This is a genomic window from Leucobacter albus, assembly GCF_039528015.1.
In the GTDB taxonomy this organism is placed as follows: domain Bacteria; phylum Actinomycetota; class Actinomycetes; order Actinomycetales; family Microbacteriaceae; genus Leucobacter; species Leucobacter albus.
In genome coordinates this window covers 98,436-123,191 of sequence record NZ_BAAAKZ010000008.1, presented here as the reverse complement: position 1 = coordinate 123,191, position 24,756 = coordinate 98,436, and the positions used below count along the sequence as shown (strand labels likewise).

Annotated in this window: 20 protein-coding genes and 1 tRNA gene; 15 read left to right on the top strand and 6 right to left on the bottom strand. The window is 68.2% G+C overall.

Annotated elements, in window-relative coordinates; genetic code table 11:
- Positions 1 to 41 precede the first annotated feature (41 nt).
- From kdpB to ABD115_RS09715, 3 genes are read right to left on the bottom strand one after another with little or no spacing between them, the layout of a single operon-like run.
- Positions 42 to 2,186 carry a potassium-transporting ATPase subunit KdpB gene (gene kdpB, locus ABD115_RS09725; RefSeq protein ID WP_343960519.1) on the bottom strand — a complete coding sequence of 715 codons (2,145 nt, stop codon included), beginning with the start codon at positions 2,184 to 2,186 and terminating at the stop codon, positions 42 to 44.
- 2 nt (positions 2,187 to 2,188) lie between these two features.
- Positions 2,189 to 3,862, bottom strand: coding sequence for a potassium-transporting ATPase subunit KdpA (kdpA, locus tag ABD115_RS09720; RefSeq protein ID WP_343960518.1), 1,674 nt, complete (start codon positions 3,860 to 3,862; stop codon positions 2,189 to 2,191).
- Positions 3,862 to 3,951, bottom strand: a complete 90-nt coding sequence (locus tag ABD115_RS09715) for a potassium-transporting ATPase subunit F (RefSeq protein ID WP_343960517.1) — start codon at positions 3,949 to 3,951, stop codon at positions 3,862 to 3,864. The genes kdpA and ABD115_RS09715 overlap by 1 nt, the downstream gene beginning before the upstream one ends.
- A gap of 290 nt (positions 3,952 to 4,241) precedes the next feature.
- Here ABD115_RS09715 and ABD115_RS09710 point away from each other — a divergent pair, with 290 nt between their 5' ends.
- The 3 genes from ABD115_RS09710 (at position 4,242) to ABD115_RS09700 (ending at position 8,656) form a co-directional block, all read left to right on the top strand.
- On the top strand, positions 4,242 to 5,600 hold the full coding sequence (locus ABD115_RS09710; RefSeq protein ID WP_343960516.1) for a hypothetical protein: 1,359 nt from the start codon (positions 4,242 to 4,244) through the stop codon (positions 5,598 to 5,600).
- 127 nt (positions 5,601 to 5,727) lie between these two features.
- The gene (locus ABD115_RS09705) at positions 5,728 to 6,894 is read left to right on the top strand and encodes an acyl-CoA dehydrogenase family protein (protein WP_343960515.1); all 1,167 of its coding nucleotides are present in this window, start codon (positions 5,728 to 5,730) and stop codon (positions 6,892 to 6,894) included.
- Positions 6,895 to 6,964: 70 nt separating this feature from the next.
- Positions 6,965 to 8,656, top strand: a complete 1,692-nt coding sequence (locus tag ABD115_RS09700) for an amidase (protein WP_343960514.1) — start codon at positions 6,965 to 6,967, stop codon at positions 8,654 to 8,656.
- On the opposite strand, the gene ABD115_RS09695 is transcribed toward ABD115_RS09700, so the two are convergent.
- Positions 8,653 to 9,210 (bottom strand): MarR family winged helix-turn-helix transcriptional regulator, encoded by a 558-nt coding sequence (locus ABD115_RS09695; protein WP_343960513.1) that lies wholly within the window; start codon positions 9,208 to 9,210, stop codon positions 8,653 to 8,655. The two genes, ABD115_RS09700 and ABD115_RS09695, sit on opposite strands and share 4 nt — an antisense overlap.
- 128 nt (positions 9,211 to 9,338) lie before the next feature.
- Here ABD115_RS09695 and ABD115_RS09690 point away from each other — a divergent pair.
- From ABD115_RS09690 to ABD115_RS09675, 4 genes are all read left to right on the top strand, one after another.
- A tRNA-Gln gene (locus ABD115_RS09690) sits at positions 9,339 to 9,410 on the top strand.
- Positions 9,411 to 9,505: 95 nt separating this feature from the next.
- Entirely contained in the window at positions 9,506 to 10,969 is a 1,464-nt protein-coding gene (gene glmU / locus ABD115_RS09685) for a bifunctional UDP-N-acetylglucosamine diphosphorylase/glucosamine-1-phosphate N-acetyltransferase GlmU (protein WP_343960512.1), read from the top strand.
- Positions 10,970 to 10,997: 28 nt separating this feature from the next.
- Entirely contained in the window at positions 10,998 to 11,975 is a 978-nt protein-coding gene (locus tag ABD115_RS09680; RefSeq protein WP_343960511.1) for a ribose-phosphate diphosphokinase, read from the top strand.
- A gap of 15 nt (positions 11,976 to 11,990) precedes the next feature.
- Positions 11,991 to 12,992 carry a homoserine dehydrogenase gene (locus tag ABD115_RS09675; RefSeq protein WP_343960688.1) on the top strand — a complete coding sequence of 334 codons (1,002 nt, stop codon included), beginning with the start codon at positions 11,991 to 11,993 and terminating at the stop codon, positions 12,990 to 12,992.
- Positions 12,993 to 13,034: 42 nt separating this feature from the next.
- Here the strand turns inward: ABD115_RS09675 and ABD115_RS09670 are convergent, their stop codons facing one another.
- Positions 13,035 to 14,990 (bottom strand): sensor histidine kinase, encoded by a 1,956-nt coding sequence (locus tag ABD115_RS09670; RefSeq protein ID WP_343960510.1) that lies wholly within the window; start codon positions 14,988 to 14,990, stop codon positions 13,035 to 13,037.
- Between the two features lie 223 nt (positions 14,991 to 15,213).
- On the opposite strand from ABD115_RS09670, the gene ABD115_RS09665 reads away from it, so the two are divergent.
- The 8 genes from ABD115_RS09665 (at position 15,214) to mfd (ending at position 23,927) form a co-directional block, all read left to right on the top strand.
- Entirely contained in the window at positions 15,214 to 15,897 is a 684-nt protein-coding gene (locus ABD115_RS09665) for a response regulator (protein ID WP_343960509.1), read from the top strand.
- Positions 15,898 to 15,980: 83 nt separating this feature from the next.
- Positions 15,981 to 16,532: a MarR family winged helix-turn-helix transcriptional regulator gene (locus ABD115_RS09660; protein WP_343960508.1), complete on the top strand. Its 552-nt coding sequence runs from the start codon at positions 15,981 to 15,983 to the stop codon at positions 16,530 to 16,532.
- Entirely contained in the window at positions 16,529 to 17,323 is a 795-nt protein-coding gene (locus tag ABD115_RS09655) for an SDR family NAD(P)-dependent oxidoreductase (RefSeq protein ID WP_343960507.1), read from the top strand. Before ABD115_RS09660 ends, ABD115_RS09655 begins: the two co-directional genes overlap by 4 nt.
- Positions 17,324 to 17,433: 110 nt before the next feature.
- The gene (locus ABD115_RS09650; RefSeq protein ID WP_343960506.1) at positions 17,434 to 17,937 is read left to right on the top strand and encodes an aminoacyl-tRNA deacylase; all 504 of its coding nucleotides are present in this window, start codon (positions 17,434 to 17,436) and stop codon (positions 17,935 to 17,937) included.
- A gap of 50 nt (positions 17,938 to 17,987) precedes the next feature.
- On the top strand, positions 17,988 to 18,662 hold the full coding sequence (locus ABD115_RS09645; protein WP_343960505.1) for an SDR family oxidoreductase: 675 nt from the start codon (positions 17,988 to 17,990) through the stop codon (positions 18,660 to 18,662).
- A gap of 194 nt (positions 18,663 to 18,856) precedes the next feature.
- A complete protein-coding gene (locus ABD115_RS09640; RefSeq protein WP_343960504.1) occupies positions 18,857 to 19,447 on the top strand; it encodes a 50S ribosomal protein L25/general stress protein Ctc in 591 nt (196 codons plus the stop codon).
- Positions 19,448 to 19,611: 164 nt separating this feature from the next.
- Entirely contained in the window at positions 19,612 to 20,199 is a 588-nt protein-coding gene (gene pth, locus ABD115_RS09635; protein ID WP_343960503.1) for an aminoacyl-tRNA hydrolase, read from the top strand.
- Entirely contained in the window at positions 20,196 to 23,927 is a 3,732-nt protein-coding gene (gene mfd, locus ABD115_RS09630) for a transcription-repair coupling factor (RefSeq protein WP_343960501.1), read from the top strand. Before pth ends, mfd begins: the two co-directional genes overlap by 4 nt.
- 128 nt (positions 23,928 to 24,055) lie before the next feature.
- On the opposite strand, the gene ABD115_RS09625 is transcribed toward mfd, so the two are convergent.
- The gene (locus ABD115_RS09625) at positions 24,056 to 24,559 is read right to left on the bottom strand and encodes a hypothetical protein (protein WP_343960500.1); all 504 of its coding nucleotides are present in this window, start codon (positions 24,557 to 24,559) and stop codon (positions 24,056 to 24,058) included.
- Between the last annotated feature and the right edge of the window lie 197 nt (positions 24,560 to 24,756).

The following is a 24,756-nucleotide window of genomic DNA, read 5'->3' as shown; positions in this document are numbered from 1 at the left end:
GTGTGCGGGTGCGGGCTTCGGTTGGCGGTCGATGGCCGCGATTAGAAGCCCGGGATGAGCCTGACGACCTGGTCGATAAGCCAGATGCCGACAAACGGGGTGATGACGCCGCCGAGGCCGTAGACCGCGAGGTTTCGGCCGAGAATCGACGAGGCGCTCCCCGGCCGGTACTTCACCCCGCGCAGCGCGAGCGGAATGAGGAACACGATGACGATCGCGTTGAAGATGATCGCCGACAGCACCGCCGAGGCTGCGGAGCTCAGCCCCATGATGTTCAGCGCTTGGAGGCCGGGGAAGACCCCCATGAACATCGCGGGGATGATCGCGAAGTACTTCGCGATGTCGTTCGCGATGGAGAACGTGGTGAGCGCGCCTCGAGTGATGAGCAGCTGCTTGCCGATGCGCACGATCTCGATGAGCTTCGACGGGTCGGAATCGAGGTCGACCATGTTCCCCGCCTCCTTCGCAGCCGAGGTGCCCGAGTTCATGGCGACACCGACATCGGCCTGCGCGAGCGCCGGGGCATCGTTTGTGCCGTCGCCCGTCATCGCGACGAGATTGCCGCCCTCCTGCTCCCTGCGAATGTAGGCGAGCTTGTCTTCGGGGGTCGCCTCGGCGAGGAAGTCGTCGACACCGGCCTCCCTCGCGATCGCCGCGGCCGTGAGCGCGTTGTCGCCCGTGATCATCACCGTGCGAATGCCCATCGCCCGAAGCTCCGTGAACTTCTCGGTAAGCCCCTCCTTCACGACATCCTTCAGATGCACGACGCCGAGCAGCCGCCTGGCGCCCGGGGTAGCTTGTCCCGACCCGCCGCTCGCGCCGTCGCGGATCGCGACCACGAGCGGCGTGCCGCCCGTCTCCGACACCTCGGCGATGCGCGCCTGCAGTTCGGCCGAACGCTGGGGCGGCAGCGCCCCGTCCTCCTCAAGCCAGGCGATGACCGCCGAGCCCGCGCCCTTCCTGATCTGCGTGCCGTCAGGCAGGTCGAGCCCCGACATGCGCGTCTGCGCCGTGAACGGCACGATCTCGCCAGCCACCTCGCGGTCGAAGTCTGCCCCGAGCCGCTCGGCGAGCTCAACGATCGAGCTGCCCTCGGGCGTCGGGTCGGCGAGCGACGACAGCGCCGCGGCCGACACGAGATCGCGCTCGGGGATGCCGAGGAGCGGAATGAACGCGCTCGCGCGCCGATTGCCGTAGGTGATCGTGCCGGTCTTATCGAGCAGCAGCGTCGTGACATCGCCGGCCGCCTCGACGGCCCGCCCGCTCGTCGCGAGCACGTTGCGCTGCACGAGGCGATCCATCCCCGCGATGCCGACGGCGCTGAGCAGCGCGCCGATGGTCGTCGGAATGAGGCAGACGAGCAGCGCCGTGAGCACCGTGAGGCTCACGGGAGCCGCGGCATACGACGCGATCGGGTTGAGCGTGAGTGCGACCACCACGAACACGATCGACAGGCTCGCGAGCAGAATGTTCAGCGCGATCTCGTTCGGGGTCTTCTGCCTGGCCGCGCCCTCGACGAGTGCGATCATGCGATCGACGAAGGTGTCGCCAGGCTTCGACGTGATCCGCACCACGATCCGATCAGACAGCACCCGGGTGCCGCCGGTCACCGCCGAGCGGTCGCCGCCCGACTCGCGCACGACCGGGGCCGACTCGCCCGTGATCGCCGACTCGTCGACCGAGGCGATACCCCAGATCACGTCGCCGTCGCCGGGAATAAGTTCGCCCTGGGTGACGACCACAACATCGCCGACCCGAAGATCGGCCGACGGTACTTGGGAGGCCGCGGCGCTCGCCGCAGCGGCGTCGTCACCCTCGTCGTACCCATCGATGCGGTGCGCGGTCGTGGTGGTGCGGGTCTGTTTGAGCGACTCGGCCTGCGCCTTGCCGCGGCCCTCGGCGACGGACTCCGCGATGTTCGCGAACAGCACGGTGAGCCACAGCCACCCCGCGATCGCGGCGGTAAACGAGACGGGAACCGCGCTGCCGCCCGAATCGACGGGGCCGCCGAGAAACGGCTCGGTGAACGCGACGGCGGTGGTGAGCACCGCGCCGATCCACACGATGAACATCACCGGGTTGCGCCACTGCTTGCGCGGGTCGAGCTTTCGGAGCGCGCCGGGAAGCGCCGCGCCCAACTGTGCGAGGGAGAACCCGCCGCCGGCGGGTGAGGTGAGCGTTGACATGGTTACACAAGCCCTTCAGCCAGGGGACCCAGCGCGAGAACGGGAAGAAATGCGAGCGCCGACAGCAGGATGGTGACCGTCGCGAGCAGCCCGACAAACAGCGGGCGGTGAGTGGGGAGCGTGCCGGAGGTCGCCGGCACCGCGTCTTGCGCGGCGAAGGAACCCGCGAGCGCGAGCACGAGCATGATCGGCACGAACCGGCCGAGCAGGATCGTCACACCGAGCGCGGTATTCAGCCACGGCGTGTCAGCGGTGAGACCCGCAAAGGCGGAACCGTTGTTGTTCGCGGCCGACGTGAACGCATAGAGCACCTCGGACATGCCGTGCACACCCTCGTTCAAGATCGAGTCGCCCGTGACGCTCTCGCGCACGCCGGGAAGCGCGAAGCTCAGCGCCGTGCCCGCGAGCACGAGCGTCGGCATGACAAGAATGTAGAGCGCCGCGAGCTTGATCTCGCGCGGGCCGATCTTCTTGCCGAGGTACTCTGGCGTGCGGCCGATGAGCAGGCCCGAGATAAACACCGCGATGACCGCGAGCACGAGCAACGCGTAGAGGCCCGAACCAACGCCGCCGGGGGAGACCTCGCCGAGCATCATGTTCAGCATCGGGAAGAAGCCGCCGAGCGCGGTGTACGAGTCGTGCATCGAGTTCACGGCACCCGTAGAGGTGCCGGTGCTCGTCGTCGCGAACAGCGTCGACCCGATGATGCCAAAGCGCTGCTCTTTGCCTTCGAGCGCTGCGCCAGCGAGCTCGGGGGCGGTGCCGCGGCCGGCGAGCTCCACGAGCGTGAGCGCGGTGAACGAGGCAACGTACAGCAGCCCCATCACGCTGAGAATCGCCAGGCCCTGCCTGGTGTCGCCGACCATGCGGCCGAAGGTGCGCGGCAGCGAGAACGGGATCGCGAGCATGAGCACGACCTGCAACAGGTTCGTGAGCGGCGTCGGGTTCTCAAACGGGTGCGATGAGTTCGCATTGAAGAAGCCGCCGCCGTTGGTGCCGAGCAGCTTGATCGCCTCCTGCGAGGCGACCGGCCCGCCAGGAATCGACTGGGCGCCGCCCGCAAGCGTCGTCACATCGGTGAAACCGTTGAAATTCTGCACCACGCCGCTCGCGAGCAGCAGGAGCGCGCTGACCGCCGCGATTGGCAGGAGCAACCGCAAGAGGCCACGGGTGAGGTCGACCCAGAAATTCCCGATCGTGCCACTCTTTCGATACGCGAAGCCGCGCACGAGCGCGATCGCGACGGCGATGCCGACCGCTGCAGACGTGAAGTTCTGCACGGCGAGCCCAGCGATCTGCACCGAGTAACCGAGCGTCGCCTCGGGGGAGTACGATTGCCAGTTCGTGTTGCCAACGAACGAGGCCGCCGTGTTGAACGACAGCGGCTCGCGCGGGGCGGCGAGGCCGAGCGAGTACGGCAGCCACTGCTGCAGCCGCTGCAGACCGTAGACGATGAGCAGCCCGACGGCCGAGAACGCGAGCACACCGCGCAGGTAGGCCTGCCAGCTCTGCTCGGCGCGAGCGTCCACACCGATGAGCCGGTAGATGCCGCGCTCGAGCCGCCAGTCTTTCGCCGAGGTGTAGACCCACGCCATGTAGTCGCCGAGCGGGCGGTAGAGCACCGCGATAACGGCGGCGACAGCCACAAGCGCGAAAAGCGCGGTGGTGAGCGGCATCAGAACTTCTCCGGTCTCGTGAGCGCGACGGCGAGGTAGACGAGGGCAGCGACGGCGAGGATGGCCGCGGCGACGTTGAAGACGATCACAGCTTCTCCACCGCCTTCGCGAGCAGGCCGATGAGCGCGAACAGTGCGATCGCGCCGAGCGCATAGATCACATCAAGCACGATGGACTCCGTTTCGAGTGGTGCGGTGCGGCGGGTGCCGTGACCGGGGCGCCGCGGTGGCGCATGCCCCGATTGAACACCCGCGCACGAGCTCGGTGGGGCGCCCTAACGGAATCCATACGGCCGTCGCACGGTCCCTAACGGGAACCCAACAGGTTGCGGTGCTGCACCGGGATAGTCGTGAACCTTTGGGTGCGCTAATCTCCAGCTATGGGCACATTGCAAGGGGAACCTGAGTCGGAGCAGCGGGCAGAGGTTGCGCAGCTGCGCGAGCGGCTTGACGCGCTCGAGAGCGAGAACAGCGCGTTGCGGGGAGGCCGCGTGCGGCCAGCAGGGGCACGCACCCGCGGGGCCTTCGCCGTCGTGCTCATCTTGCTCGCCGCCCTGCTCGCCCCGGCTGCGGTGGTGAGCACCTGGGTGCGCGCCGAACTCGTCGACACCGACCGGTTTGTGTCGGGGCTCGCGCCGCTCGCCGAGAAGCCTGCGGTGCAAACCTTCATCGCCGACGAGGTTGTGACCGCGATCGAGGCGAACCTCGACATCGAAGCGGTCGTGCACGACGCCATCGTTGGGCTCGGGTCGCTCGATCTGCCGCCACAGGCCTCAGCCGCCTTCGGCATGCTCGAGGGGCCGGCAGTGCACGGCATCAGGTCGATGCTGCGCACCACCGTTGACGGCATGGTGCGGTCTCCCCAGTTCGCGCAGGTCTGGGAGGTTGCGCTGCGCCAGACTCACGCCCGCGCAATAGCGCTGATTCAGGGAGACCCTGCGAGCGCGCTCCAGCTCTCGGGTGAGGGCACCGTATCAATCGAGATCGGCACCGTCATCGCCGAGGCAAAGGCGCTGCTTGTCGCGCAGGGCGTCGAGCTCGCCGCGCTGATCCCAGAGATCGACAGGTCAATTCCACTCGTTACCTCCGACTCGCTGAGCTCGGTGCGCACCTCGTATTCGCTCGCGACGGCGGTTGGGTACTGGCTGCCGTGGGTGGTGCTCGCACTGCTTGCCGGCGGCATCGCTGTCGCTGTCAACCGACCGCGCGCGACGCTCGGCGCAGGGCTCGGGCTGTTGGCTGCATTTCTGCTGTTGATCGCCGGGATAGGCACGGGCAAGATATTCTTCGTGTCGATGATGAGCCCTGCGTTCATGCCGGTGCCGACGGCCGAGGCACTGTTCGGCCAGGTGACGCTGAACATTCACGCGATACTCGTGGCACTGTCGGTGCTCTCGGGTGTGATCGCGGTCGCAGCGTGGCTGTTCGGCCGCTCGCGCCAGGCCACCGCGGTGCGCGCGGCCGCGAACCGCGGGTTTGGGGGGCTGCGCGGCCAGCTCGATCGGATGCACCTCGGCACGGGAGCGTTCGGGGCCTGGGTGGATCGGCTGCGCCCGCTCCTCTGGTTCGTGGCGGTGGCGGCGACCGTGCTGAGCGTCTTTCTCACCCGCCCGATCTCCCTCGGGAGCGTGCTCGGTGCGCTCGCCTGGCTGATCGCCGGGTTGCTGCTGGTGGAGCTGTTGCGCAGGCCGGTGGCCCCTGCGGCCGGGAAACCTGGAGCAACGCAACAAAATGCTTGACGTTGCACCGCGTGGTCGTTCATGCTGGGGTAACTGACTACCCGTAGCTGCGTGCCGAGTGAGGCGCAGGCTGCTCGGGGAGTACTCATCACACCGGTCACCGCGACGACGCGAAGGGAACACGCACATGGAACGCGATATCTACGAAGAAATTCACAATGACTTTCGTGAGTTGGTGAAGGAGTTCGTCAAGCGCTACGTCACCCAGGAGAAGATGCTCGAGTGGGATGAGGCGGGCGAGGTCGATCGCGCGACAATGCTTGCCGCGGCCGAGCAGGGGCTCGTTGGGCTCTCAGTACCCGAGGAGTTCGGCGGCGCCGGCATGCTCGAGGACTACCGGTTCCGCTCCATCGTCAACGAGGAGCTGATTCGCTCGGGCACCGGGGCGGCGCTCGCCGGTGCCCTCGGCATTCAAGACGATCTCGCCGTGCCGTACATCGCGCGCTTCGGCACCGACGCCCAGAAGCAGAAGTGGCTGCCCAAGATGGCAACGTGCGAGGTGCTCGGCGCCCTCGCGATGACCGAGCCTGGCACAGGGTCTGACCTGCGAGGCGTCGCGACGACCGCGAAGAAGACCGATGGGGGCTACATCGTCAACGGTGCCAAGACGTTCATCTCGAGTGGCAAGACCGCCGACATGGTGGTGACGTTTGTGAAGACCGGCGAGGGCAACCGCCCAGACGCTTTCAGCCTCGTGATTATCGAAGACGGCATGGAGGGCTTCGACCACGGCCGCAAGCTGCAGAAGATGGGCGCTCACGGGCACGACACCGCCGAGCTCAGCTTCTCCGATGTGTTCGTGCCAGACGAGAACCTCATCGGCGGTGTCGAGGGCCACGGCTTCGTGCAGCTCATGGAGAACCTGCCGCTCGAGCGGCTCTCGATCGGCGTCGTTGCCGCGGCGATCTCGGAGGCAGCGCTCGAGTGGACGCTCGACTACACGAAGAGCCGCGAGGCATTCGGCAAGCCCGTCGCCGACTTCCAGAACAGTCGCTTCAGGCTCGCCGAGATGGCAACGACCGTTGACGTCATGTGGGCCTACGTCGACCGCGCGATGCGGCTGTTCGAGCAGGGCGAGCTGAGCGCAGACGAGGCCGCAAAGGTGAAGTTCTGGTGCACCGAGCGCGAGTGGGAGATCCTCGACCAGGGCGTGCAGCTCCACGGCGGCTACGGCTACATCACCGAGTACCCGATCGCGCGCGCCTTCCTCGACGCGCGCGTGCACCGCATCTACGGCGGCACCAACGAGGTGATGCGCGAGATCGTTGCCCGCGCGGTCACCGGCCGCAAGTAGCCAGCGAGGCGCACGCGACGCGGTCGCGAACCAGCGCACAGACTCGCGCATGCCCCATTACCATTGGGGCATGCGCGAGTCTTTTGCTCTCATCGAAGCGACAATCTCTGACGTGCTCGGGGCCTATGCGGCGGGCACGATAACGCCGACCGAGCTGACGCGTCAGTATCTCGCCCGAATATCCGAGTTCGACGCGGGCGAGGAGGGCCTCAACGCGATCGTCGTGCACAACCCGGCGGCGCTCGACCAGGCAGCCGAGTCAGACGCGCGCTGGGCCGCAGGCACGCAGCGCGCGCTCGAGGGCGTGCCGTTTACGGTGAAAGACTCGTACATGGTTGCGGGCCTCACGGTCGCGTCTGGCTCGCCGGCGTTCGGGCACCTCATCGCGCAGTGGGACGCGTTCTCGGTCGAGAAACTGCGCGAGGCAGGCGCGGTGCTCCTCGGAAAGACGAACATGCCGCCAATGGCAGACGGTGGCATGCAGCGCGGCGTCTACGGCCGGGCCGAGTCGCCATACAACCGGGGGTATCTCGCGGCCGCCTACGCCTCGGGATCCTCGAACGGCTCAGCCGTCGCGACCGCCGCGAATCTCGCCGTCTTCGGCATGGGGGAGGAGACGGTCTCGAGCGGGCGCAGCCCCGCGTCGAACAACGGCCTCTGCGCGTACACGCCCTCCTGGGGCGTGCTTTCGATTCGCGGCAACTGGCCGCTGTTCCCAGCGCGCGATGTCGTCGTGCCGCACACCCGCTCGATGCCAGACATGCTTCGGCTGCTCGACGTGCTCGTGCAAGACGACGACACGACCCGCGGCGATTTCTGGCGGGCGCAGCAGGTCGTGCAGCTGCCACTGCCAAGCGAGCACCGGCCGGCGTCGTACGCGGCGCTCGCCGCCGGGGCCGATGCCGAAGTCGACCCCGCGCCGCTTGCGGGCAAGCGCTTTGCGGTGCCAAAGATGTATCTCGGCCTCGACCCCGCGTTTCCCATCGCGGTGCGCCCCTCGGTGCTCGCTCGTTGGGAGGTGGCGCGCGCGAGACTCGAGGCACTCGGCGCCGAGGTGATCGTCACCGACTTCCCGCTTATCGAGCAGTACGAGGGCAACCGGCCAGGCCAGGAGAACGTCGGCGCGCTTGGCGTGCTGCCCGATGGCTGGATGGACACCGAGTTCAACCACTTCCTCGCCTTCGGGTGGGACGACTTTCTGCGAGCGAACGGCGACGGGGCGATTCCGAGCCTCGCGGTCGTCGACCCCGACACGATCTTCCCGCAGCCGCCGGGCACGCTGCCTGACCGCTACGAAGAGGTCGAGGATTATGCGAACCGGTACCGTGCCGTCGTCGAGTACGCCCGCGCAGGCATTCCCGACCCGCGCGAGCTGCCCGAGTTCGCCGACGGCCTTCGGGCCCTCGTTCAGCTGCGTGAGCAGCTGTTCGAATCGTGGCTTCGGGCCGAGGGCTACGATGGCGTCGTGTTCCCGGCGAACGCCGACGTCGGGCGTGAGGACGCGGAGCGCGACGTGGCGGCGGCGGATCACGCGTGGTCGAACGGAGTGTTCTTCTCGAACGGCAACTACGCGCTGCGCCACCTCGGCATTCCGACGGTGACGGTGGCGATGGGGGTCATGGAAGACATCGGCATGCCGGTTGGCCTGACGTTCGCTGGTGCGGCCTATGCAGACGTCGAACTGCTCGCGTGGGCTGCCGCGTTTGAGGCCGGGGCCGGTGCCGGTTCGATGCGGGTCGCGCCGAAGTCGTTCGAGGCCTAGACGTCTGGCGTTTCGCCGCTCTCTGAGACCTCGGAGACGGGCTCAAAGCGATCCACACTGTGCGCGAGCTTGCGCAGCAGGGTGGCGAGGCGATCTCGCTCCGGGCGACTCATCGCGCCGAGCAGGCGCTCCTCGGAGTCGGTGAGCCGCGTCATCGCCGCGTCGACAAGCGTCTGGCCGAGCTGCGTCATCTCCACGAGCACGCCGCGGCCGTCGTTCGGGTCTGTGAGTCTGCGCACGAGCTCGCGTTCGACGAGGCGATCGATGCGGTTCGTCATCGTGCCGCTCGACACCATCGTCTGCTGCACGAGCACCTTCGGGCTCTGCCGGTACGGCGAGCCGCTGCGTCGGAGCACGGCCAATACGTCAAACTCCCACGAGGCGAGCCCGGAGCGCTCGAACGCGTGCGAGCGGGCGCGGTCGAGGTGCTTCGCGATGCGGGAGAGCCGCGAAAACACGGTGAGGGGCGCAAAATCGAGGTCGGGGCGCGCGGCGCTCCACGATGCGATGATCCCGTCAACCTCGTCGGTTGCGTCTGGCGTGCGGTCTTCCATCTGCTTATTATCGCGGGTTTAGAACCAATTTTCCCCGTGAACCCGCCGCAGTTGACGCGGTTCTGCCTCAGGAGTGCGAAAGATGCGCCGACGTCTGGCAGACTATATCCGTGCCGGTTTCGGTGCGGTCCGCCTTGGTGTAATGGCAGCACGACAGCCTTTGGAGCTGTTAAGTCTAGGTTCGAATCCTAGGGGCGGAGCTGTCAGGGCGGGGAAAGTCCCGTCATGGCGCGCCGGAAGCGGCGCAGTTCCGCGAAGCGCTTGCGCCCCGCGAACAGGAAAGGTACCCCCCGAAATGACCGAACGCGCACTCGCCGTCGTCATCCTGGCCGCGGGCCAGGGCACCCGAATGAAGTCGACTCTGCCGAAGGTGCTGCACCGCATCGGCGGGCGTTCGCTCATCGAGCACGTGCTCGACACAGCGGCAGCGCTCTCGCCCGAGCGCATCGTCGCGGTCGTGCGGCACGAACGCGAGCGTGTTGCCGCGGCGATCGTCGAGCACGCGCCCGATACGATCATCGTCGACCAAGACGAGGTACCTGGCACTGGCCGCGCGGTCGAGCTCGCGCTCGCGGCGCTGCCGACAGACTTCGACGGCTCGGTTGTGGTGCTGTCGGGCGATGCGCCGCTCGTCGATGGCCCCTCGGTGACCAGCCTGCTCGACGGCCACTTCGCCGAGCGGCGCGACATGACGCTCTTGTCCGCGCTACTCGACAACCCAACGGGGCTCGGGCGCATTCTGCGCGACGAAAACGGCAGCATGACCGGCATCGTTGAAGAGAAAGACGCGAGCGACGAACAGCGTCGCATCACCGAGATCAACGGTGGCATTTACGTGTTTGGCTACCGCGCCCTCGCGCGGGCCCTCGCAGAGATCGACACGAACAACGCGCAGGGCGAGAAGTACCTCACCGACGCCGCCGCGCGCATTCTTGCTGGCGGCGGTGGCGTGGAGGCAGTCGCCACGAGCGACCCGTGGGTGGTTGCGGGGGTGAACGACCGCGCCCAGCTCGCAGACGCGGGCCGGGAGCTCAACGCCCGAATCGTTCGGGCACACCAGCGCGCCGGGGTCACTATTGTCGACCCCGCTACGACCTGGATCGACGCTGACGTCTCGATCGACGCAGACGTCGAGGTGCTGCCAGGCACCTTCCTCCACGGCGCGACGTCGATTGCCACGGGCTCCGTGATTGGCCCTGACACGACGCTCACCGACTGCGAGGTTGGCGAGGGCGTGCGCATTCGTCGTTCTGAGGCCACGCTTGCCGCGTTCCAAGCCGGTGCTGAGGTGGGCCCCTTCGCCTACATTCGCCCCGGCACCGAGCTCGGTGAGGGCGGCAAGATCGGCGCGTTCGTCGAAGCGAAGAACGCGCGAATCGGCGACGGTTCGAAGGTGCCGCACCTCAGCTATGTCGGCGACGTCACCATCGGCCGAGACTCGAACATCGGTGCCGGCACGATCGTCGCGAACTACGACGGCGTGAATAAGCACCAGACCGTGGTCGGCGACGCGGTTCGCATCGGTTCGAAGAATGTGCTCATCGCTCCGGTTACCATTGAAGACGGAACGTACACCGCTGCGGGGACGATTGTGCGTAAGCATGTGCCCGCTGGCGCGCTCGCGATGACCGTCGCACCCCAGCGAAACCTGGAGGGCTGGGTCGCCGCGAACCGCCCGGGCACGAACTCCGCCGCCGCAGCGGAGCGGGCAGCACAGCCCGCAACTGACTCACTCAACGACACACCTCACACAACGTAATCACCGAAGGGCAAGTGGGAAAGCACTGATGAGCAAAATCGAGATGACCGGGCAGAAGAAGCTCGTTCTCATTACCGGCCGAGCCTACCCGGAGCTCGCCGAACAGGTCGCCGCTGAACTCGGCGCCGAACTCGTTCCCACCGACGCTCGCACCTTCGCGAACGGCGAGCTGTACGCACGCTTCGACGAGAGCGTTCGTGGCTCCGACGCCTTCGTCATTCAGTCGCACACGAACCCGATCAATGAGTGGCTCATGGAGCAGCTCATCATGGTCGACGCGCTCAAGCGCGCCTCGGCCAAGCGCATCACCGTTGTCGCGCCGTTCTACCCCTACTCGCGCCAGGACAAGAAGGGCCGCGGCCGCGAGCCCATCTCGGCCCGCCTCGTCGCAGACCTCTTCAAGACCGCCGGCGCAGACCGCATCATGTCGGTCGACCTGCACGCCTCGCAGATTCAGGGCTTCTTCGACGGCCCGGTCGACCACCTGTTTGCCATGCCCGTGCTGCTCGAGCACTTCCAGAAGACCATCGATCGCGACGACCTCGTCGTGGTCTCGCCCGACATGGGCCGCGTGCGCGTCGCCGACGTGTGGAGCGACAAGCTTGGCGCCCCGCTCGCGATCATCCACAAGCGCCGCGACCCGCTCGTGCCGAACCAGGTGAGCGTGCACGAGATCGTCGGTACCGTGAAGGATCGCTGGTGCGTCGTCGTCGACGACATGATCGACACCGGTGGCACGATTGCGAAGGCTGCCGAGGCGCTGAAGGCCAACGGCGCGCGCGGCGTGACAATCGCCTGCACCCACGCGATCTTCTCGGGCCGCGCCACGGAGCATCTCTCGCAAGACTTCATCGACCAGGTCGTCGTCACTGACACCCTGCCGGTGCCCGAAGAGAAGCGCTTCGACAAGCTCACCGTGCTCTCGATCGCCCCGCTGCTTGCGAAGGCGATTCACGAGGTCTTCGAAGACGGCTCAGTGACCTCGCTCTTCGAGGGCGCAGCCTAACTCGAGTTGTCAGCCGTGCGCGTCGTGCGGGTAGCGCTCACCGGAACGGGCGGGATCGGATCCCGCGTCGCGGTGGCGCTGCTCGAACGGCGCGCACAGCTGTTTCAGCGCTTCGGCTGTGACGTGCGCCTCGTCGCCGTCTGCGGTAGTCGGGCTGGGATCGTGCGCGACGACGGGCTTGAAGCGGGCGACGTCACGAACCGCGGCGGGTGGATCGCGGGGCTTGCCGGAGTGCCGCTGTTGGAGGCCGCGCGGCCCGACGTCGTGATCGACGCTGGCCCGAGCGACTACGTCTCGGGCGGGCCCGGGCTCGCGCACCTCGAGTGGGCGGTGAACCATGGCGCGCACGCGATCATGGTGTCAAAGAGCGCCCTCGCCCTGCACGGTGCACGGTTGCTCGCGACGGCGCGGGCGAACGGGTGCCGGGTGCACGCGAGCGGCGCGAGCTCTGCAGCGCTGCCCGTGGTCGATGTTCTGCGACACAACCTCGCCGGCGCCGAGGTGACCCGTGTCGAGGCCGCGCTCACCGGGACGAGTTCTTTCGTGCTCGACGAAATGGTGAGATCGGGGTCGACGCTCGCCGAAGCGATCGCCGAGGCGCAGGCGCGGGGGATCGCCGAGCCCGACCCCGCCTTCGACCTCGACGGCCGCGACACGGCGGCGAAGCTCGTCGTGATCGCGGGGCTTGCGTTCGGGGCGTGGCTCTCGCTCGACGCGGTGCCGCGCGAGAGCGTGCTGTCGGTCACCGACGAGCAACTGCGGGCCTGGCGTGATGCGGGTGAGAAGGCCGCGCTCGTCGGGGTGCTCGAGCGGGGCGCCGCGGGGTACGACGCCCGCGTCGAGCTTCGCGGCTACGGTGCGCACCACCCCTTTTGCGCGGCGCGCGGCAGCACCAAGGCGCTCATGGTGTCGGCCGCCGGCTTCGGCGATTACACCCTCGTGGGCGGCGCATCGAGCCCGGAGGCGACGGTCGCGGCCGTGCTCAAAGACGTCGAACACCTGCTCGCCGCGCTCTGAACTGCCGCGCCGCCGCACTGGGCATTGCCACCGCACCGGGCATTACAGCGGCAGCGTCGCCCGAACCGCGAAGCCGTCGCCGTCTGCGCCTGCCTCGAACGTTCCGCCGAGCGCGGCCACGCGTTCGCCGAGGCCGGCGAGGCCCATCCCTGACCCCGCCGACGGGCCAGCGGGGGCGCTTGCTGCGCCGTTGCGCACCGAGATCGTCACGGCGCTGCCGGACAACTGTGCCGCCACGTCGATCGCCGAACCTGGGGCGTGCCTGATCGCGTTGCTGAGCGCCTCTTGCGCGACCCGGTAGGCGGTGAGCGCGGTCGAGGCTGGCACCGCCGGGCTCGGCGCGGTATCGAACCCGGTCGCCTGATAGGTGATTGTCGCGCCCGACTGCCTGCTGCTCTCGATGAGCGCGGGGAGGTCTGCGAGCGTCGGTTGGGGAGCGAGCGGTGCGGTGCCGTCGCTGTCGCGCAGCGTGGCGAGCAGCCCGCGCATTTCGCCGAGCGCCTGACGCGACGACTGGGCGATGGCTTCGAACTCGGCCTCGGCCTCTGCCCCGAGCCCGGGGATGCGGTACTTCGCGGTGTTCGCTTGAATGCTCACGACCGACATGCTGTGGGCGACGACGTCGTGGAGCTCGCGGGCGACGAGGTTGCGTTCAGAAAGCTCGCGCTGCTTCGCGTCGAGTTCGGCGCTGTGCCGGCGTTCTTCCCGCAGCGCCCCGCGGTCTTCGAGGAGGGCCTGCGCGACGATGCCGACGAGGCCGAGCCCGAGCGAGATCGAGCTGCACACGACCAGGCTGGTGATGGTGCCCGGTGTGAACGCGGCGCCCGCGATGACGACGGCCGCGATGACGGCGAGTTGCGGTAGCGCCCACGCGGCGAGCACCCAACGCCAGTGGCTGCGGAGGCCAAGGAGAAAGACGAGCAGCGCCTGCACGATGAGCATCGTGATCGGCCAGGGCCAGGGGAGACCCGCTGGCGTGGCGGTGACGAGCGCAGCGGCGGCGGGGGTGAGCGCGCCGAGCGCGATCGCCACTGCGGGCTGCCGGAGCGCGAGGGGGAGGATAGTGGCCTGCCCAAGACCGAAGATCATCGAGATCGCGGGGTGCATGCCGTAGAGCGCCGAGAGCAGCGGCCAGGTGACGGCGAGGGTCGCGACCGCGGCGAAGCCGACGAGGATCCACGACCACCCCGTCGGGATCGACTGCGAAGCGGGCTGCTGGCCGTCGGCCGCGCTGGGCACCATCGATGCAGGCGCGGATGCCGTGTGCCCGGTCAGCGGGCCGTGGGGAGCGGCGCCGAGCCCCGCGCGGGTGAGCGCGACGTCGATGACGGCGAGTGCACGCACCACCAGTGGGAGCAGCGCGAGCGCCACCAGGCCAAACGCCGTGTACGTGAGCGCCTCGGCGGTGCGCGAGTAGGCGGCCTCTGCAGGGATCGCGCCGCCGCTCACAGCCTGCAGCATGTTGCCGGGGAAGACGCTGTCGTTCTTCGGCAGCGACCACGACCACAGCATCCAGGTGGTGCCGCCGAGGGCTGCGGAGAGCCAGCCGATTCCGATCGAGAACGTGACGCACCGCACCGGGAACGCGACGAGCGTTTCAAACGCGAGGTCGAGCCAGCGCCTGGGGTCTTGCATGACCCGAGCGAGCCCGCCGAGCCCGGGCGCCTGGGGGCGATAGTTCGGCGTTTGCACGTCGGCGCCCCACCACCTGGCGCGGAGCCTCGAGAGCTCCGCGAACTTCGTTGCGAGGATCAGCGCGAAGGGCAGGATGACGGCGCCGACCCAGATGATGAGGGTGCTCAGGCCGATTGCGGCGAGCGGAATGAGCAGGGCGAACGCGAACAGCGAGATGAAGAAACCGGGGAGCACGTACCCGAGGTCTCGGCCGACCATCGCCGGGGAGGTGAGCCTGGTCCACGCCCCGGAGCGAGGGGCGCTGCCCGAATGCGGCCGTGCCGCGGCCGGTACTGCGTCGGTCGGTGCCGAAATGAATGCCATTGCTGTCCCTATCCTGCTACCCGTTCAGTCACAGCGTACGCAATGCGACCGCTTCGCTCGGGCAGATGTTGTCGATGCTGCCAACTGTAGGTCTGGCGGTGCGGCCTGCGCGTCACCCGTGCGAGTGAACCTCGACCGCTGCTGCGTACCTCCCGAGGGTGAAGTTCGCGCCCGGGCACGGCCTCGCGCGGTTCTGCGCGGCGTCGCGCCATAAGATCGTCCCATGAGTAGCAGCGTGCCAGCAGACACCCCCATTCGCGTCGCGATCGTTGACGACCAAGCGATGGTTCGGCAGGGGTTCGGCGCGCTGCTTGGAGCCCAGCCAGACATCACGGTGGTGGGCGATGGCTCTGACGGCGACGAGGCCGTTGAGCTGGTGAGGCGCACACGGCCTGACGTGATCCTCATGGACATTCGCATGCCGCGCATGAATGGCCTTGACGCGACCCGCGCCGTGCTGTCGCGGCCTGGCGACGACAATCCGCGAATCATCATGCTCACCACCTTCGACGCCGATGAGTATGTGTTCGCCGCGCTGCGCGCCGGGGCGAGCGGCTTTCTGCTGAAGGACGCGAGTGCTGACGACCTCATTAGCGCGGTGCGGATCGTCGCGGGCGGCGAGGCGCTCCTCGCCCCGTCGGTGACCAAACGGCTGATCGCCGACTACGCGGCCCGACCGGAGCGTAAGCAGTCGGCGAGCCTGTCGCAGGTGACCGAGCGGGAGCTTGACGTGATGCGGCTCGTCGCCGCCGGCCACACAAATGCCGAGATCGCCGGGCTGCTGTTTCTCTCTGAGCAGACCGTCAAGACGCACGTATCGCGGCTGCTGAGCAAGCTCGGGCTGCGCGACCGGACGCAGCTCGTCATCACCGCCTACGAATCCGGGTTGGTGACCGCCGGCGAGTAGCGCCAGGGGAGCGGTGTTGGCCGCGGAGCAACGCCCTGAGCGAAGATAGTTGCCCTCGGCAACTGTCGGAGTAGGCTGAGGGTATGCACAGCGGTAACCCTGATGAAGCTTCGCGCGAGCTACTGGGCGCGATTGTCGCACTCATTGCGAACTGGAGCGCCTCGAACACCCAGGGCGCAATCGCGCGAGAGATGGGACTCGACATCGCGGAGAGCGACGTTCGGGCCCTCTACACGATCGGGCAGCGGGCAGACGGGATCCGCCCAGCCGACCTCGCGCACGAACTCCGCCTCAGCAGGCCGACCACAAGCAAAGCGATCGCGCGGCTGACCGCGACTGGCGTGATCGCGAAGGAACCGAGCCCGACCGACCAGCGCTCCGCGCGGCTGTTGCTCACGCCTTCGGGCCAGGCCGCCTACGGCCGACTCGTCGACGCCGGGGTCGCCATGATCGAACGTGCCGTCGAAGGGCTCGCGCCCGAGGAGACCGCCACGGTCGCAGGGGTGGTGCGCAGGCTCATGCGGCCAGTGCCCACCGCCGATCCCGAACGGGCACTCGAAGACTTGGACGGCTGCTCGGCCGCCCGGCGCACCCCACCCAGGGGTGCGAACGCAATAGAAGGGGAACCATCATGACTCGCACATACGTTGTCACCGGCTCAGCCTCGGGCATCGGCGCCACCACCGCCAAGACGCTGCGCGATCGCGGCGACCGCGTCATCGGCATCGACCTGAAAGGCGCAGAGATCGAAGCCGATCTCTCGACCCACGAGGGGCGGATCGCCGCCGCGGCGCAAGCGACCGAGCTCGCCGACGGCGTGATCGACGGCGTGATCGCCTGCGCCGGCATCTCGGCACCGATCGCGAAGACCATCTCGATCAACTACTTCGGAGTGGCAGAACTGCTCGAGGCGCTCAGGCCCGCGCTCGCCGCCTCGGATGCGCCGCGCGCCGCGGTCGTGTCGTCGATGGCATCGCTGCAGCCCAACTCGAAGGAGATGGTCGAGGCGGCACTCTCGGGCGACGAAGCGAAAACGCTGGAGATCGCCGAAGCGATCGTCGCCAACGGGCCAGAGGCAGGTTATGCCGTCTATCCATCATCCAAGCGTGCGATCGCCCGCTGGGTGCGCCGCGAGGCCGTGACCGAGGCGTGGGCCGGAGCCGGGATCGCCCTGAACGCTGTCGCCCCCGGAACCGTTGTGACGCCGATGACCGCGGAGCTTCTCGCCACCGAGGAAGGCCGGGCGATGGTCGACGCGGCCGTGCCGATGCCCCTGAACTCCCACCAGCCAGCGCAATCGATCGCAGACGTGCTCGTGTGGCTGACCGACACAGCGAACACGCACATGGCCGGGCAGGTCATCTACTGCGACGGCGGTGCCGACGCGACGCTGCGCGGCGACGACATCTGGTCGTGGAACGACTAGCCGCGCGCTAAGCCCAGCGTGTGTGCTTCGGGCAGCTCGACGAAATAGTTTCGCCCTCGGGGGCGTTTCACCCCAAGTGGGGAGCGCCCCCGAGGAGAAACGAGGCAGTCATGGCAGCGACAGAGGCACAGACTTCGGCGGGATCCGCCGTTCACGACACGGTTGCTCGCGCAGCGGCCGACGCTGAGGCGCGTGGCCTCGCCGTCGAATTCATCGAGCGCGAGGGCACCGGCCGCCCGACCGCCGCAGACTTCGGCGGAGCACCGATCGTGAAAAGCATCGTCGTGCAGCGCGGCGACTCGTTCGTGTTCGTGCTCACCCCGCTCGACGCCCAGTTCAGCTGGGTGAAGCTTCGCACCCACCTCGGGGTGAACCGACTGTCGCTGCCCGACGCCGACGCCGCCTTCGATGCGACCGGCTACCGACGCGGCACCATCACCCCGCTGGGGGCGTCGACGGCGTGGCCTGTCATCCTTGACGCCAGCCTCACAGGGCAGGCGATCCTCGTCGGCGCTGGCAGCCACGGCATCGGGGCGCGCGTCGACGCCGACGACCTCGTGCGAGCGTACGGAGCAGACGTCGTCGACCTGAGTGGAGAGCCCGCAGCGCACTAGAGCCGCATTCGCGGTTCGAGCAGAGAAAGGTCGCAGCCATGGAAGCATCAATGACCCCGAAGCATTCGTCCCTCACGATCGCAATCGTTGGCGGTCACGGCCAAATCGCGCTGCGTACAACGGCGCTGCTCACAGCTGCCGGGCACCGGGTGCTCAGCGTGATCCGCAACCCCGACCAGGCCGCGGAGATCGAGCGTGCGGGTGGTGAGCCGGTCGTGGTGGACATCGAGCGAGCAACCGATGGCGACCTGGCGGCCGCGGTCGCGGAGGCCGATACGCTGCTGTTTGCTGCCGGTGCCGGCCCCGGATCGGGCCCGGCGCGGAAGGAGACGGTGGATTACCAGGGCGCGCTGACGACGATGGCCGCAGCCGCTCGCCTCGGGGCGCGCGTCGTCCAGATCTCGTATATCGGCGTTGCGAACACTCCGCCAGCGGGGACAAGCCCCGACTTTCTCGCCTACCAGCTTGCGAAGCACCGGGCAGATCTCGCGCTGCAGGCGAGCGGGCTTGACTGGCTCATCGTGCGCCCCGGCACGCTGACGAATGACCCGGAGTCGGGGAGGGTTGAGACTGGGGCGCTCGAGCGGGGGCCGGTGAGCCGCGCCAACGTCGCGCGGGTGCTCGCAGAGGTGCTTCTTCGCCCGGATCTGAACGGATTCGCCTTCGATCTGCTCGACGGCGACACCCCCGTAGCCGACGCGGTTGCCGCGTTGGCCCAGCACTGAAACGGCATAGTGTCCCGATCGACTCGTGTATGATGAGTAGCTGTACTTCGGCGAGGGGTGCGTAAGCACCCGTTATCGACGCGGAACGACCTCCCCTCTAGGGGCATCGCTGCGTCGCACGTTACAAGTGCGAGACACCACGCCGGTGGAGAAATCCACCCGACACGGGGCGAGAGCCCGCAAGGAGAAACATCATGAGCGAGATCGAGAACAAGCTCGACGCTACTGTCCGCGAAAGCTTCGGCAAGGGCGCAGCCCGCAAGCTCCGCGCTGCTGGCAAGACCCCCGCAGTGGTCTACGGCCACGGCACCGACCCCAAGCACGTCACCGTTGAGACCCACCCGCTGAGCCTCATCGTTCGCTACGCGAACCCGCTCGTCGAGATCACGCTCGATGGCAAGAAGGAGCTCGTGCTCGTCAAGGACGTGCAGAAGGATCCGGTACGCCAGATCATCGAGCACGTCGACATGATCATCGTCAAGAAGGGCGAAAAGGTCGAGGCTGAGGTTCCGCTGCACGTCACCGGCACCTCGTTCTCGGGCACCGTTGCGCTCCAGGAGCTCAACACGCTCCGCCTGCTCGTTCCCGCAACCGCGATCCCCGAGTCGGTCGAGGTCAGCGTCGAGGGCGCAGAAGAGGGAACTCAGGTTCTCGCTGGCGACCTGGCACTGCCGAAGGGCGCAGAGCTCATCGACGACGCGGCTCACCTCGTTGTCCAGATCGTTGTGCCGCGCGGCACCTCGACCGAGGACGAGGCAGCAGACGCCGAGGCAGCTGCCGAGTAAGTCTGAGTTGTTCGCAAGACCCGTCGGGCGGTGCCTCACCGCCCGGCGGGTTTTGTGTTGGTGTGCGAGCTGTTCCGCCGAGAGCAATTTCGCACGCTTCAGGCCCGCTGGCCGCATAGGCTTAGGGGGTGTTTGGCCTGCGAAAGAAAAAGGACGAAGTAATCGTGGCGAGTGATAGTTGGCTGATCGTCGGGCTTGGTAACCCCGGGCCGAAGTACGAGACGACCAGGCACAACGTAGGCCAGCTGGCGCTCGATGTGCTCGCCGACCGGCTCGGCGCGAAGTTTTCGCCGCACAAGACGAACTCCCGGGTTGCCGAGGGGCGGCTCGTGCCAGGCGGGCCGAAGCTCATTCTCGCGAAGTCGAACGGCTTCATGAACACCTCCGGCGGCCCGGTGTCGGCGCTCGCGAAGTACTTCGGGGTCGACCCCGAGCGAGTGATCGTGCTGCACGACGAACTCGACCTGCCCTTCGACTCGCTGAAGCTCAAGCAGGGCGGTGGACACGGCGGCCACAACGGCCTGCGCGACATCGCGAAGGCGCTCGGCACCCCCGAGTTTCTGCGCGTGAGAATCGGCATCGGCAGGCCTCCAGGGCAGCAAGACCCGGCAGACTTCGTGCTGAAGCCCTTCGCCTCGGGTGAGCGCGACACGCTGGCCGTGCTCCTCGAAGACGCTGCCGACGCGAGCGAGATGCTCGTCACCGACGGCCTGACCGCCACCCAGCAGCGCTTCCACGGAGGAGCGCGATGAGCCTCGGGGGGCTCGACCGTCACCTTGAGGCCGCGCCGTCGTTTGCCAGGGCGCTCGACTCAGCTCCCAGGGACTCCGAATTCTCGGTCGCCGACGGGCTGCGCGCGCCGCTCATCGCCGGCCTCATCAGGCGCAGGCGCGAGGCTGGAGATCGCGGCGCGTACCTGCTCATCGCGGCGACAAGCCGCGAGGCCGACGCCATTCGCCAGGCGGTAGCCTCGCTCGTTCCGTCGGCGCGCACGACCGAATTCCCGGCGTGGGAGACGCTGCCGCACGAGCGGCTGAGCCCGAGCGCCGAGACGGTGGGGCGCCGCGCCGAGGCGCTCCGAATGCTGCGAGACTACGCTGCTGACCCGGAGCGGGCAGAGGCCGGGCCGCTCGTGATGGTGGCCTCGGTGCGCGCTGCGCTGCAGCCCGTTTCGCCGCACGCTGCACAGGCCGAGCCCGTGGTGTTGCGGGCGGGAGAGGAGCCAAGCGCTGGCGACGGCGGGCGCGGGCTCGAGGCCGTCGCGCGCAGGCTCGTCGACTATGCGTACACGCGCGTCGATATGGTCACGCGGCGCGGCGAGTTCGCCGTGCGCGGCGGCATTCTCGACGTGTTCCCACCCGCAGCCGAGCAGGCCATGCGCGTCGATTTCTTCGGCGACGAGGTCGACCAGATTCGCCGCTTCTCGGTGTCAGACCAGCGCAGCGCCGGCGACCCGGTCGCGGCCCTCGAGCTGTGGCCAGCGAGGGAGCTGCTGCTTACCGACGCGGTGCGGGAGCGAGCCGCGGAGCTGTTGCCGAAGTTCCCGGCGCTGTCGACGATGCTCGAGAAGATGACCGAGGGCATCGCCGTCGAGGGCATGGAGAGCCTGCTGCCGCAGCTCGTGCCGGGGCTCGCGCCGCTCACCGCGCTGCTCCCGGCCGGGGGTGCGGTGCTCGTCGTGTCTCCCGAGCGCGTCGCGGGCCGCGCGGTGAGCCTCGCCGAGACGAACCGCGAGTTTCTCGAGGCCGCGTGGCACGCGGCGACCGTCGGCGCCGAGACCCCAGTTCCCACCGGCGACAGCGGCATGCTCACCGTCGCCGAGCTCAGGCGCGCCTCGCACGGGCGGCCGTGGTGGAGCATGACGGGGTTCGTGCGCGACGCCGACGACACCACCGTGCCGACCGCGACCACCGCAGCCGATCTCGAGGCGGAGCCCCGTGGCCTCACCGTCATCGATGGCGTCGACGACGTGGTCGTCACCGTGCAGGGCGGATCGGTGCGTCGCGGCGCCGGCGAGGGCGACGCGACCGCGCAGGCGCTCGTGTACCTGAGTGGGCGCGTGAGCGAGGGCTGGCGCGCGGTGATTACTGCCCAGGGCGTTGGGCTTGTCGAGCGCGCCCGAGACCTGCTCACCGAGTTCGGGGCGGCCGCGCGCATGGTCGACGAGTTGCCCGAAGAGCTCGAGCGTGGCGTGATCTACCTCGTCACCGGCATCGCGTGGCAGGGCTTCGAGAGCGAAGAGGCAAAGCTGCTCGTCGAGACCGAGGCAGAGTTCTTCGGCCGCACGGTCACGTCGCAGAACCAGACGGGGCAGAAGCTCGCGCGGCGCCGCGGCAAGAACGTCGTCGACCCGCTGAAGCTCGTCGCCGGCGACCACGTCGTGCACGAGACGCACGGCATCGGCCAGTTCGTGGAGCTCACGCAGCGCATGGTGCCGACCGGCATCGGCCGCGACGCAGGTAAGGCGCTGCGCGAGTACCTCGTTATCGAGTATGCCTCGACGAAGCGCGGCATGCCGCGCGACAAGCTCTACGTGCCGACCGACCAGCTCGACCAGCTGTCGCGCTACGTCGGCGGCGAGGCGCCCGCGCTCTCAAAGATGGGCGGCAGCGACTGGGAGGGCGCGAAGAAGAAGGCGCGCAAGGCGGTGCGCGACATCGCGGTCGAACTCGTGAAGCTCTACTCGGCGCGCATGGCGTCGCCCGGCCACGCGTTCTCGATCGACACCCCGTGGCAGCGCGAGCTCGAGGAGGCGTTCCCGTACGCCGAGACGCTCGACCAGCTCACCACGATCGACGAGGTGAAGCGCGACATGGAGCGCCCGGTGCCGATGGACAGGCTGCTCGCGGGCGATGTCGGCTTCGGCAAGACCGAGGTCGCGATTCGGGCAGCGTTCAAGGCCGTGCAAGACGGCAAGCAGGTCGCGATGCTCGTGCCGACGACGCTGCTTGCGAACCAGCACTTCGAGACGTTTCAGAACCGGTTCGCGGGCTTCCCCGTGCAGCTGCGCGCGCTCAGCCGCTTCCAGACAGACAAAGAGGCGAAGGAGACGCTCGAAGGCCTCGCCGCCGGCACCGTCGACGTGGTGATCGGCACGCACCGGCTGCTGGCTGACAACGTCATTTACAAAGATCTCGGGCTACTCATCATCGACGAGGAGCAGCGCTTCGGCGTCGAGCACAAGGACAAGCTCAAGGCGCTGAAGACAGGCGTCGACATTCTCGCGATGAGCGCGACCCCGATTCCGCGCACGCTCGAGATGGCGGTCACCGGCATCCGCGAGATGTCGACGCTCGCGACGCCGCCTGAGGATCGCCACCCGATTCTCACCTTCGTCGGCCCCCGAAGCGACAGGCAGATCTCGGCCGCGATCCGCCGCGAACTCTTGCGCGAGGGCCAGGTGTTCTTCGTGCACAACCGCGTGAGCTCGATCGGCCGCACCGCGGCGAAGATCGCGGAGCTCGTGCCAGAGGCGCGCGTCGCCGTCGCCCACGGCAAGCTGTCTGAGCACCAGCTCGAGCAGGTGGTGCAAGATTTCTGGGAGCGCAAGTTCGACGTGCTCGTCTCGACGACGATCATCGAGACCGGCCTCGATATCGCCAACGCGAACACGATCATCATCGACCAGGCCGACAAGTACGGCCTGAGTCAGTTGCACCAGCTGCGAGGCCGCGTCGGGCGCAGCCGCGAGCGCGCCTACGCCTACTTCCTCTACGACCCAGACAAGCCGCTCACCGAGCACGCGAACGAGCGGCTTGAGACCCTCGCCGCGAACAACGAGCTCGGGTCGGGCATGCAGGTCGCGCTGAAAGACCTCGAGCTGCGCGGGGCTGGCAACCTGCTCGGCGGCGAGCAGTCGGGCCACATCGCCGGCGTCGGCTTCGACCTCTACCTGCGCATGATCGGCGAGGCCGTGAGCACGTTCAAGGGCGAGGACGTGCAGACGAACACCGAGCTCATCCTTGAGCTTCCCGTCGACGCGCACATTCCCGAGGACTACGTCGAGAGCGAGCGGCTGCGCCTCGAGGCCTACCAGAAGTTCTCGGCCGCCTCGCACCCGCAGGCCCCCGCCGAGAACGTCGAGCTCGTGCTTGAGGAGCTCACCGACCGCTACGGCGCGCCGCCGCCGGAGGTTGAGCGCCTCGCGGGAGTTTCGGGGCTGCGCCGCCGTGCCTCGATTCTCGGCCTCACGAAGGTCGTTGCGCTCGGCCCGACGCTCAGACTCGAGCCGGTGACGCTGCTCGATTCGCGCCGCATGCGCATGAACCGCATGTACCCGGGCGGCAAATACACCGAGTCGACGAAGACGCTGCAGATTCCGCTGCCGGGCGGCACGGCTTCGGCCCGCAGCCCGCTTGCTGGGGTGGGGCAGCGCGCAACGCCAGACGACGGCGACATTGTGAAGTGGACGTCGACGGTGATTCAGACGCTGCTCGAGCCAGATGGCGACCCGAAGGCCGGGCAGGGCGCCGAGGGGTAGCGCGCGGCGGTGGATCCGTGAGTGTGGCGGATCCGCCGCCGTCGCGGATCCACCACAGCCGTGGATCCGCACCCCGCCGGCACGCAACCGCGCGAGCCTCGCCGACCACTCGGCGCGGCCTCGGCAGGCTATTTCGCGTTGCAGAGCTGCTGGAGCGCCGAACCGGCGTCGTTCAGGGCCTGAATCTGTGCCGTGATCTCTTGGGCGTAGCCGACGCCCTCGAGCAGGTTTGCGGGCACGGGAATCTCACCGAGCCCGGTGAAAGCGGCCTGCACGTCTTTGAGCGCCGCGAGCACCTCGGGGTCGGTGATGCCCTCGGTGAGCGAGGCGAGGTCGGTCTCGAACGGGGCGAGGAGCGCCGATAGGTCTGGTGCTTCGCCGGCGAGCACCGACTCCTGCACGCTGCCGACCTCGGCGAGCGCCTCGTTCACGAGCGCGGAGACCCGCTCGGAGCTCACCCCGCAGCCGTCTGGCCCGACGCGGTCGGGGAGCTGCGTCTCGGGGGCTGACTGGGGCGTACCCAACGAGAACGTGGCGCAGCCGGTGAGCCCGAGGAGCAGCCCGGCTGCGGCGGCTGCGGCCGCTGCTGAGGAGGCAAGTCGGCGTGTGCGGCGAGTGGTCACGGAGGTCATACGGGCGAGCCTAACGCCGGCGCCACAAGGGGAGCTGTGACTTTGAGCCAGCGGGCCGCCCCCGAGTGTGGCGAGGTGTGGTTTAGCGTTGCTGCACGAGGTGCCGGCCGCCGGCGGAATTCTGCCGCGCGCGAGCTACGAAACTCGCACGATGACGGCCATCGAACTCGTGCGCGACGTTAACCTCGCAATGCTGA

Bases quoted from the DNA above. Each gene is read 5' to 3' on its own strand.
- kdpB (WP_343960519.1), bottom strand. From the start codon at position 2,186: ATGTCAACGCTCACCTCACCCGCCGGCGGCGGGTTCTCCCTCGCACAG.
- kdpA (WP_343960518.1), bottom strand. From the start codon at position 3,862: ATGCCGCTCACCACCGCGCTTTTCGCGCTTGTGGCTGTCGCCGCCGTT.
- ABD115_RS09710 (WP_343960516.1), top strand. From the start codon at position 4,242: ATGGGCACATTGCAAGGGGAACCTGAGTCGGAGCAGCGGGCAGAGGTT.
- ABD115_RS09705 (WP_343960515.1), top strand. From the start codon at position 5,728: ATGGAACGCGATATCTACGAAGAAATTCACAATGACTTTCGTGAGTTG.
- ABD115_RS09700 (WP_343960514.1), top strand. From the start codon at position 6,965: ATGCGCGAGTCTTTTGCTCTCATCGAAGCGACAATCTCTGACGTGCTC.
- ABD115_RS09695 (WP_343960513.1), bottom strand. From the start codon at position 9,210: ATGGAAGACCGCACGCCAGACGCAACCGACGAGGTTGACGGGATCATC.
- glmU (WP_343960512.1), top strand. From the start codon at position 9,506: ATGACCGAACGCGCACTCGCCGTCGTCATCCTGGCCGCGGGCCAGGGC.
- ABD115_RS09680 (WP_343960511.1), top strand. From the start codon at position 10,998: ATGAGCAAAATCGAGATGACCGGGCAGAAGAAGCTCGTTCTCATTACC.
- ABD115_RS09670 (WP_343960510.1), bottom strand. From the start codon at position 14,990: ATGGCATTCATTTCGGCACCGACCGACGCAGTACCGGCCGCGGCACGG.
- ABD115_RS09665 (WP_343960509.1), top strand. From the start codon at position 15,214: ATGAGTAGCAGCGTGCCAGCAGACACCCCCATTCGCGTCGCGATCGTT.
- ABD115_RS09660 (WP_343960508.1), top strand. From the start codon at position 15,981: ATGCACAGCGGTAACCCTGATGAAGCTTCGCGCGAGCTACTGGGCGCG.
- ABD115_RS09655 (WP_343960507.1), top strand. From the start codon at position 16,529: ATGACTCGCACATACGTTGTCACCGGCTCAGCCTCGGGCATCGGCGCC.
- ABD115_RS09650 (WP_343960506.1), top strand. From the start codon at position 17,434: ATGGCAGCGACAGAGGCACAGACTTCGGCGGGATCCGCCGTTCACGAC.
- ABD115_RS09645 (WP_343960505.1), top strand. From the start codon at position 17,988: ATGACCCCGAAGCATTCGTCCCTCACGATCGCAATCGTTGGCGGTCAC.
- ABD115_RS09640 (WP_343960504.1), top strand. From the start codon at position 18,857: ATGAGCGAGATCGAGAACAAGCTCGACGCTACTGTCCGCGAAAGCTTC.
- mfd (WP_343960501.1), top strand. From the start codon at position 20,196: ATGAGCCTCGGGGGGCTCGACCGTCACCTTGAGGCCGCGCCGTCGTTT.
- ABD115_RS09625 (WP_343960500.1), bottom strand. From the start codon at position 24,559: ATGACCTCCGTGACCACTCGCCGCACACGCCGACTTGCCTCCTCAGCA.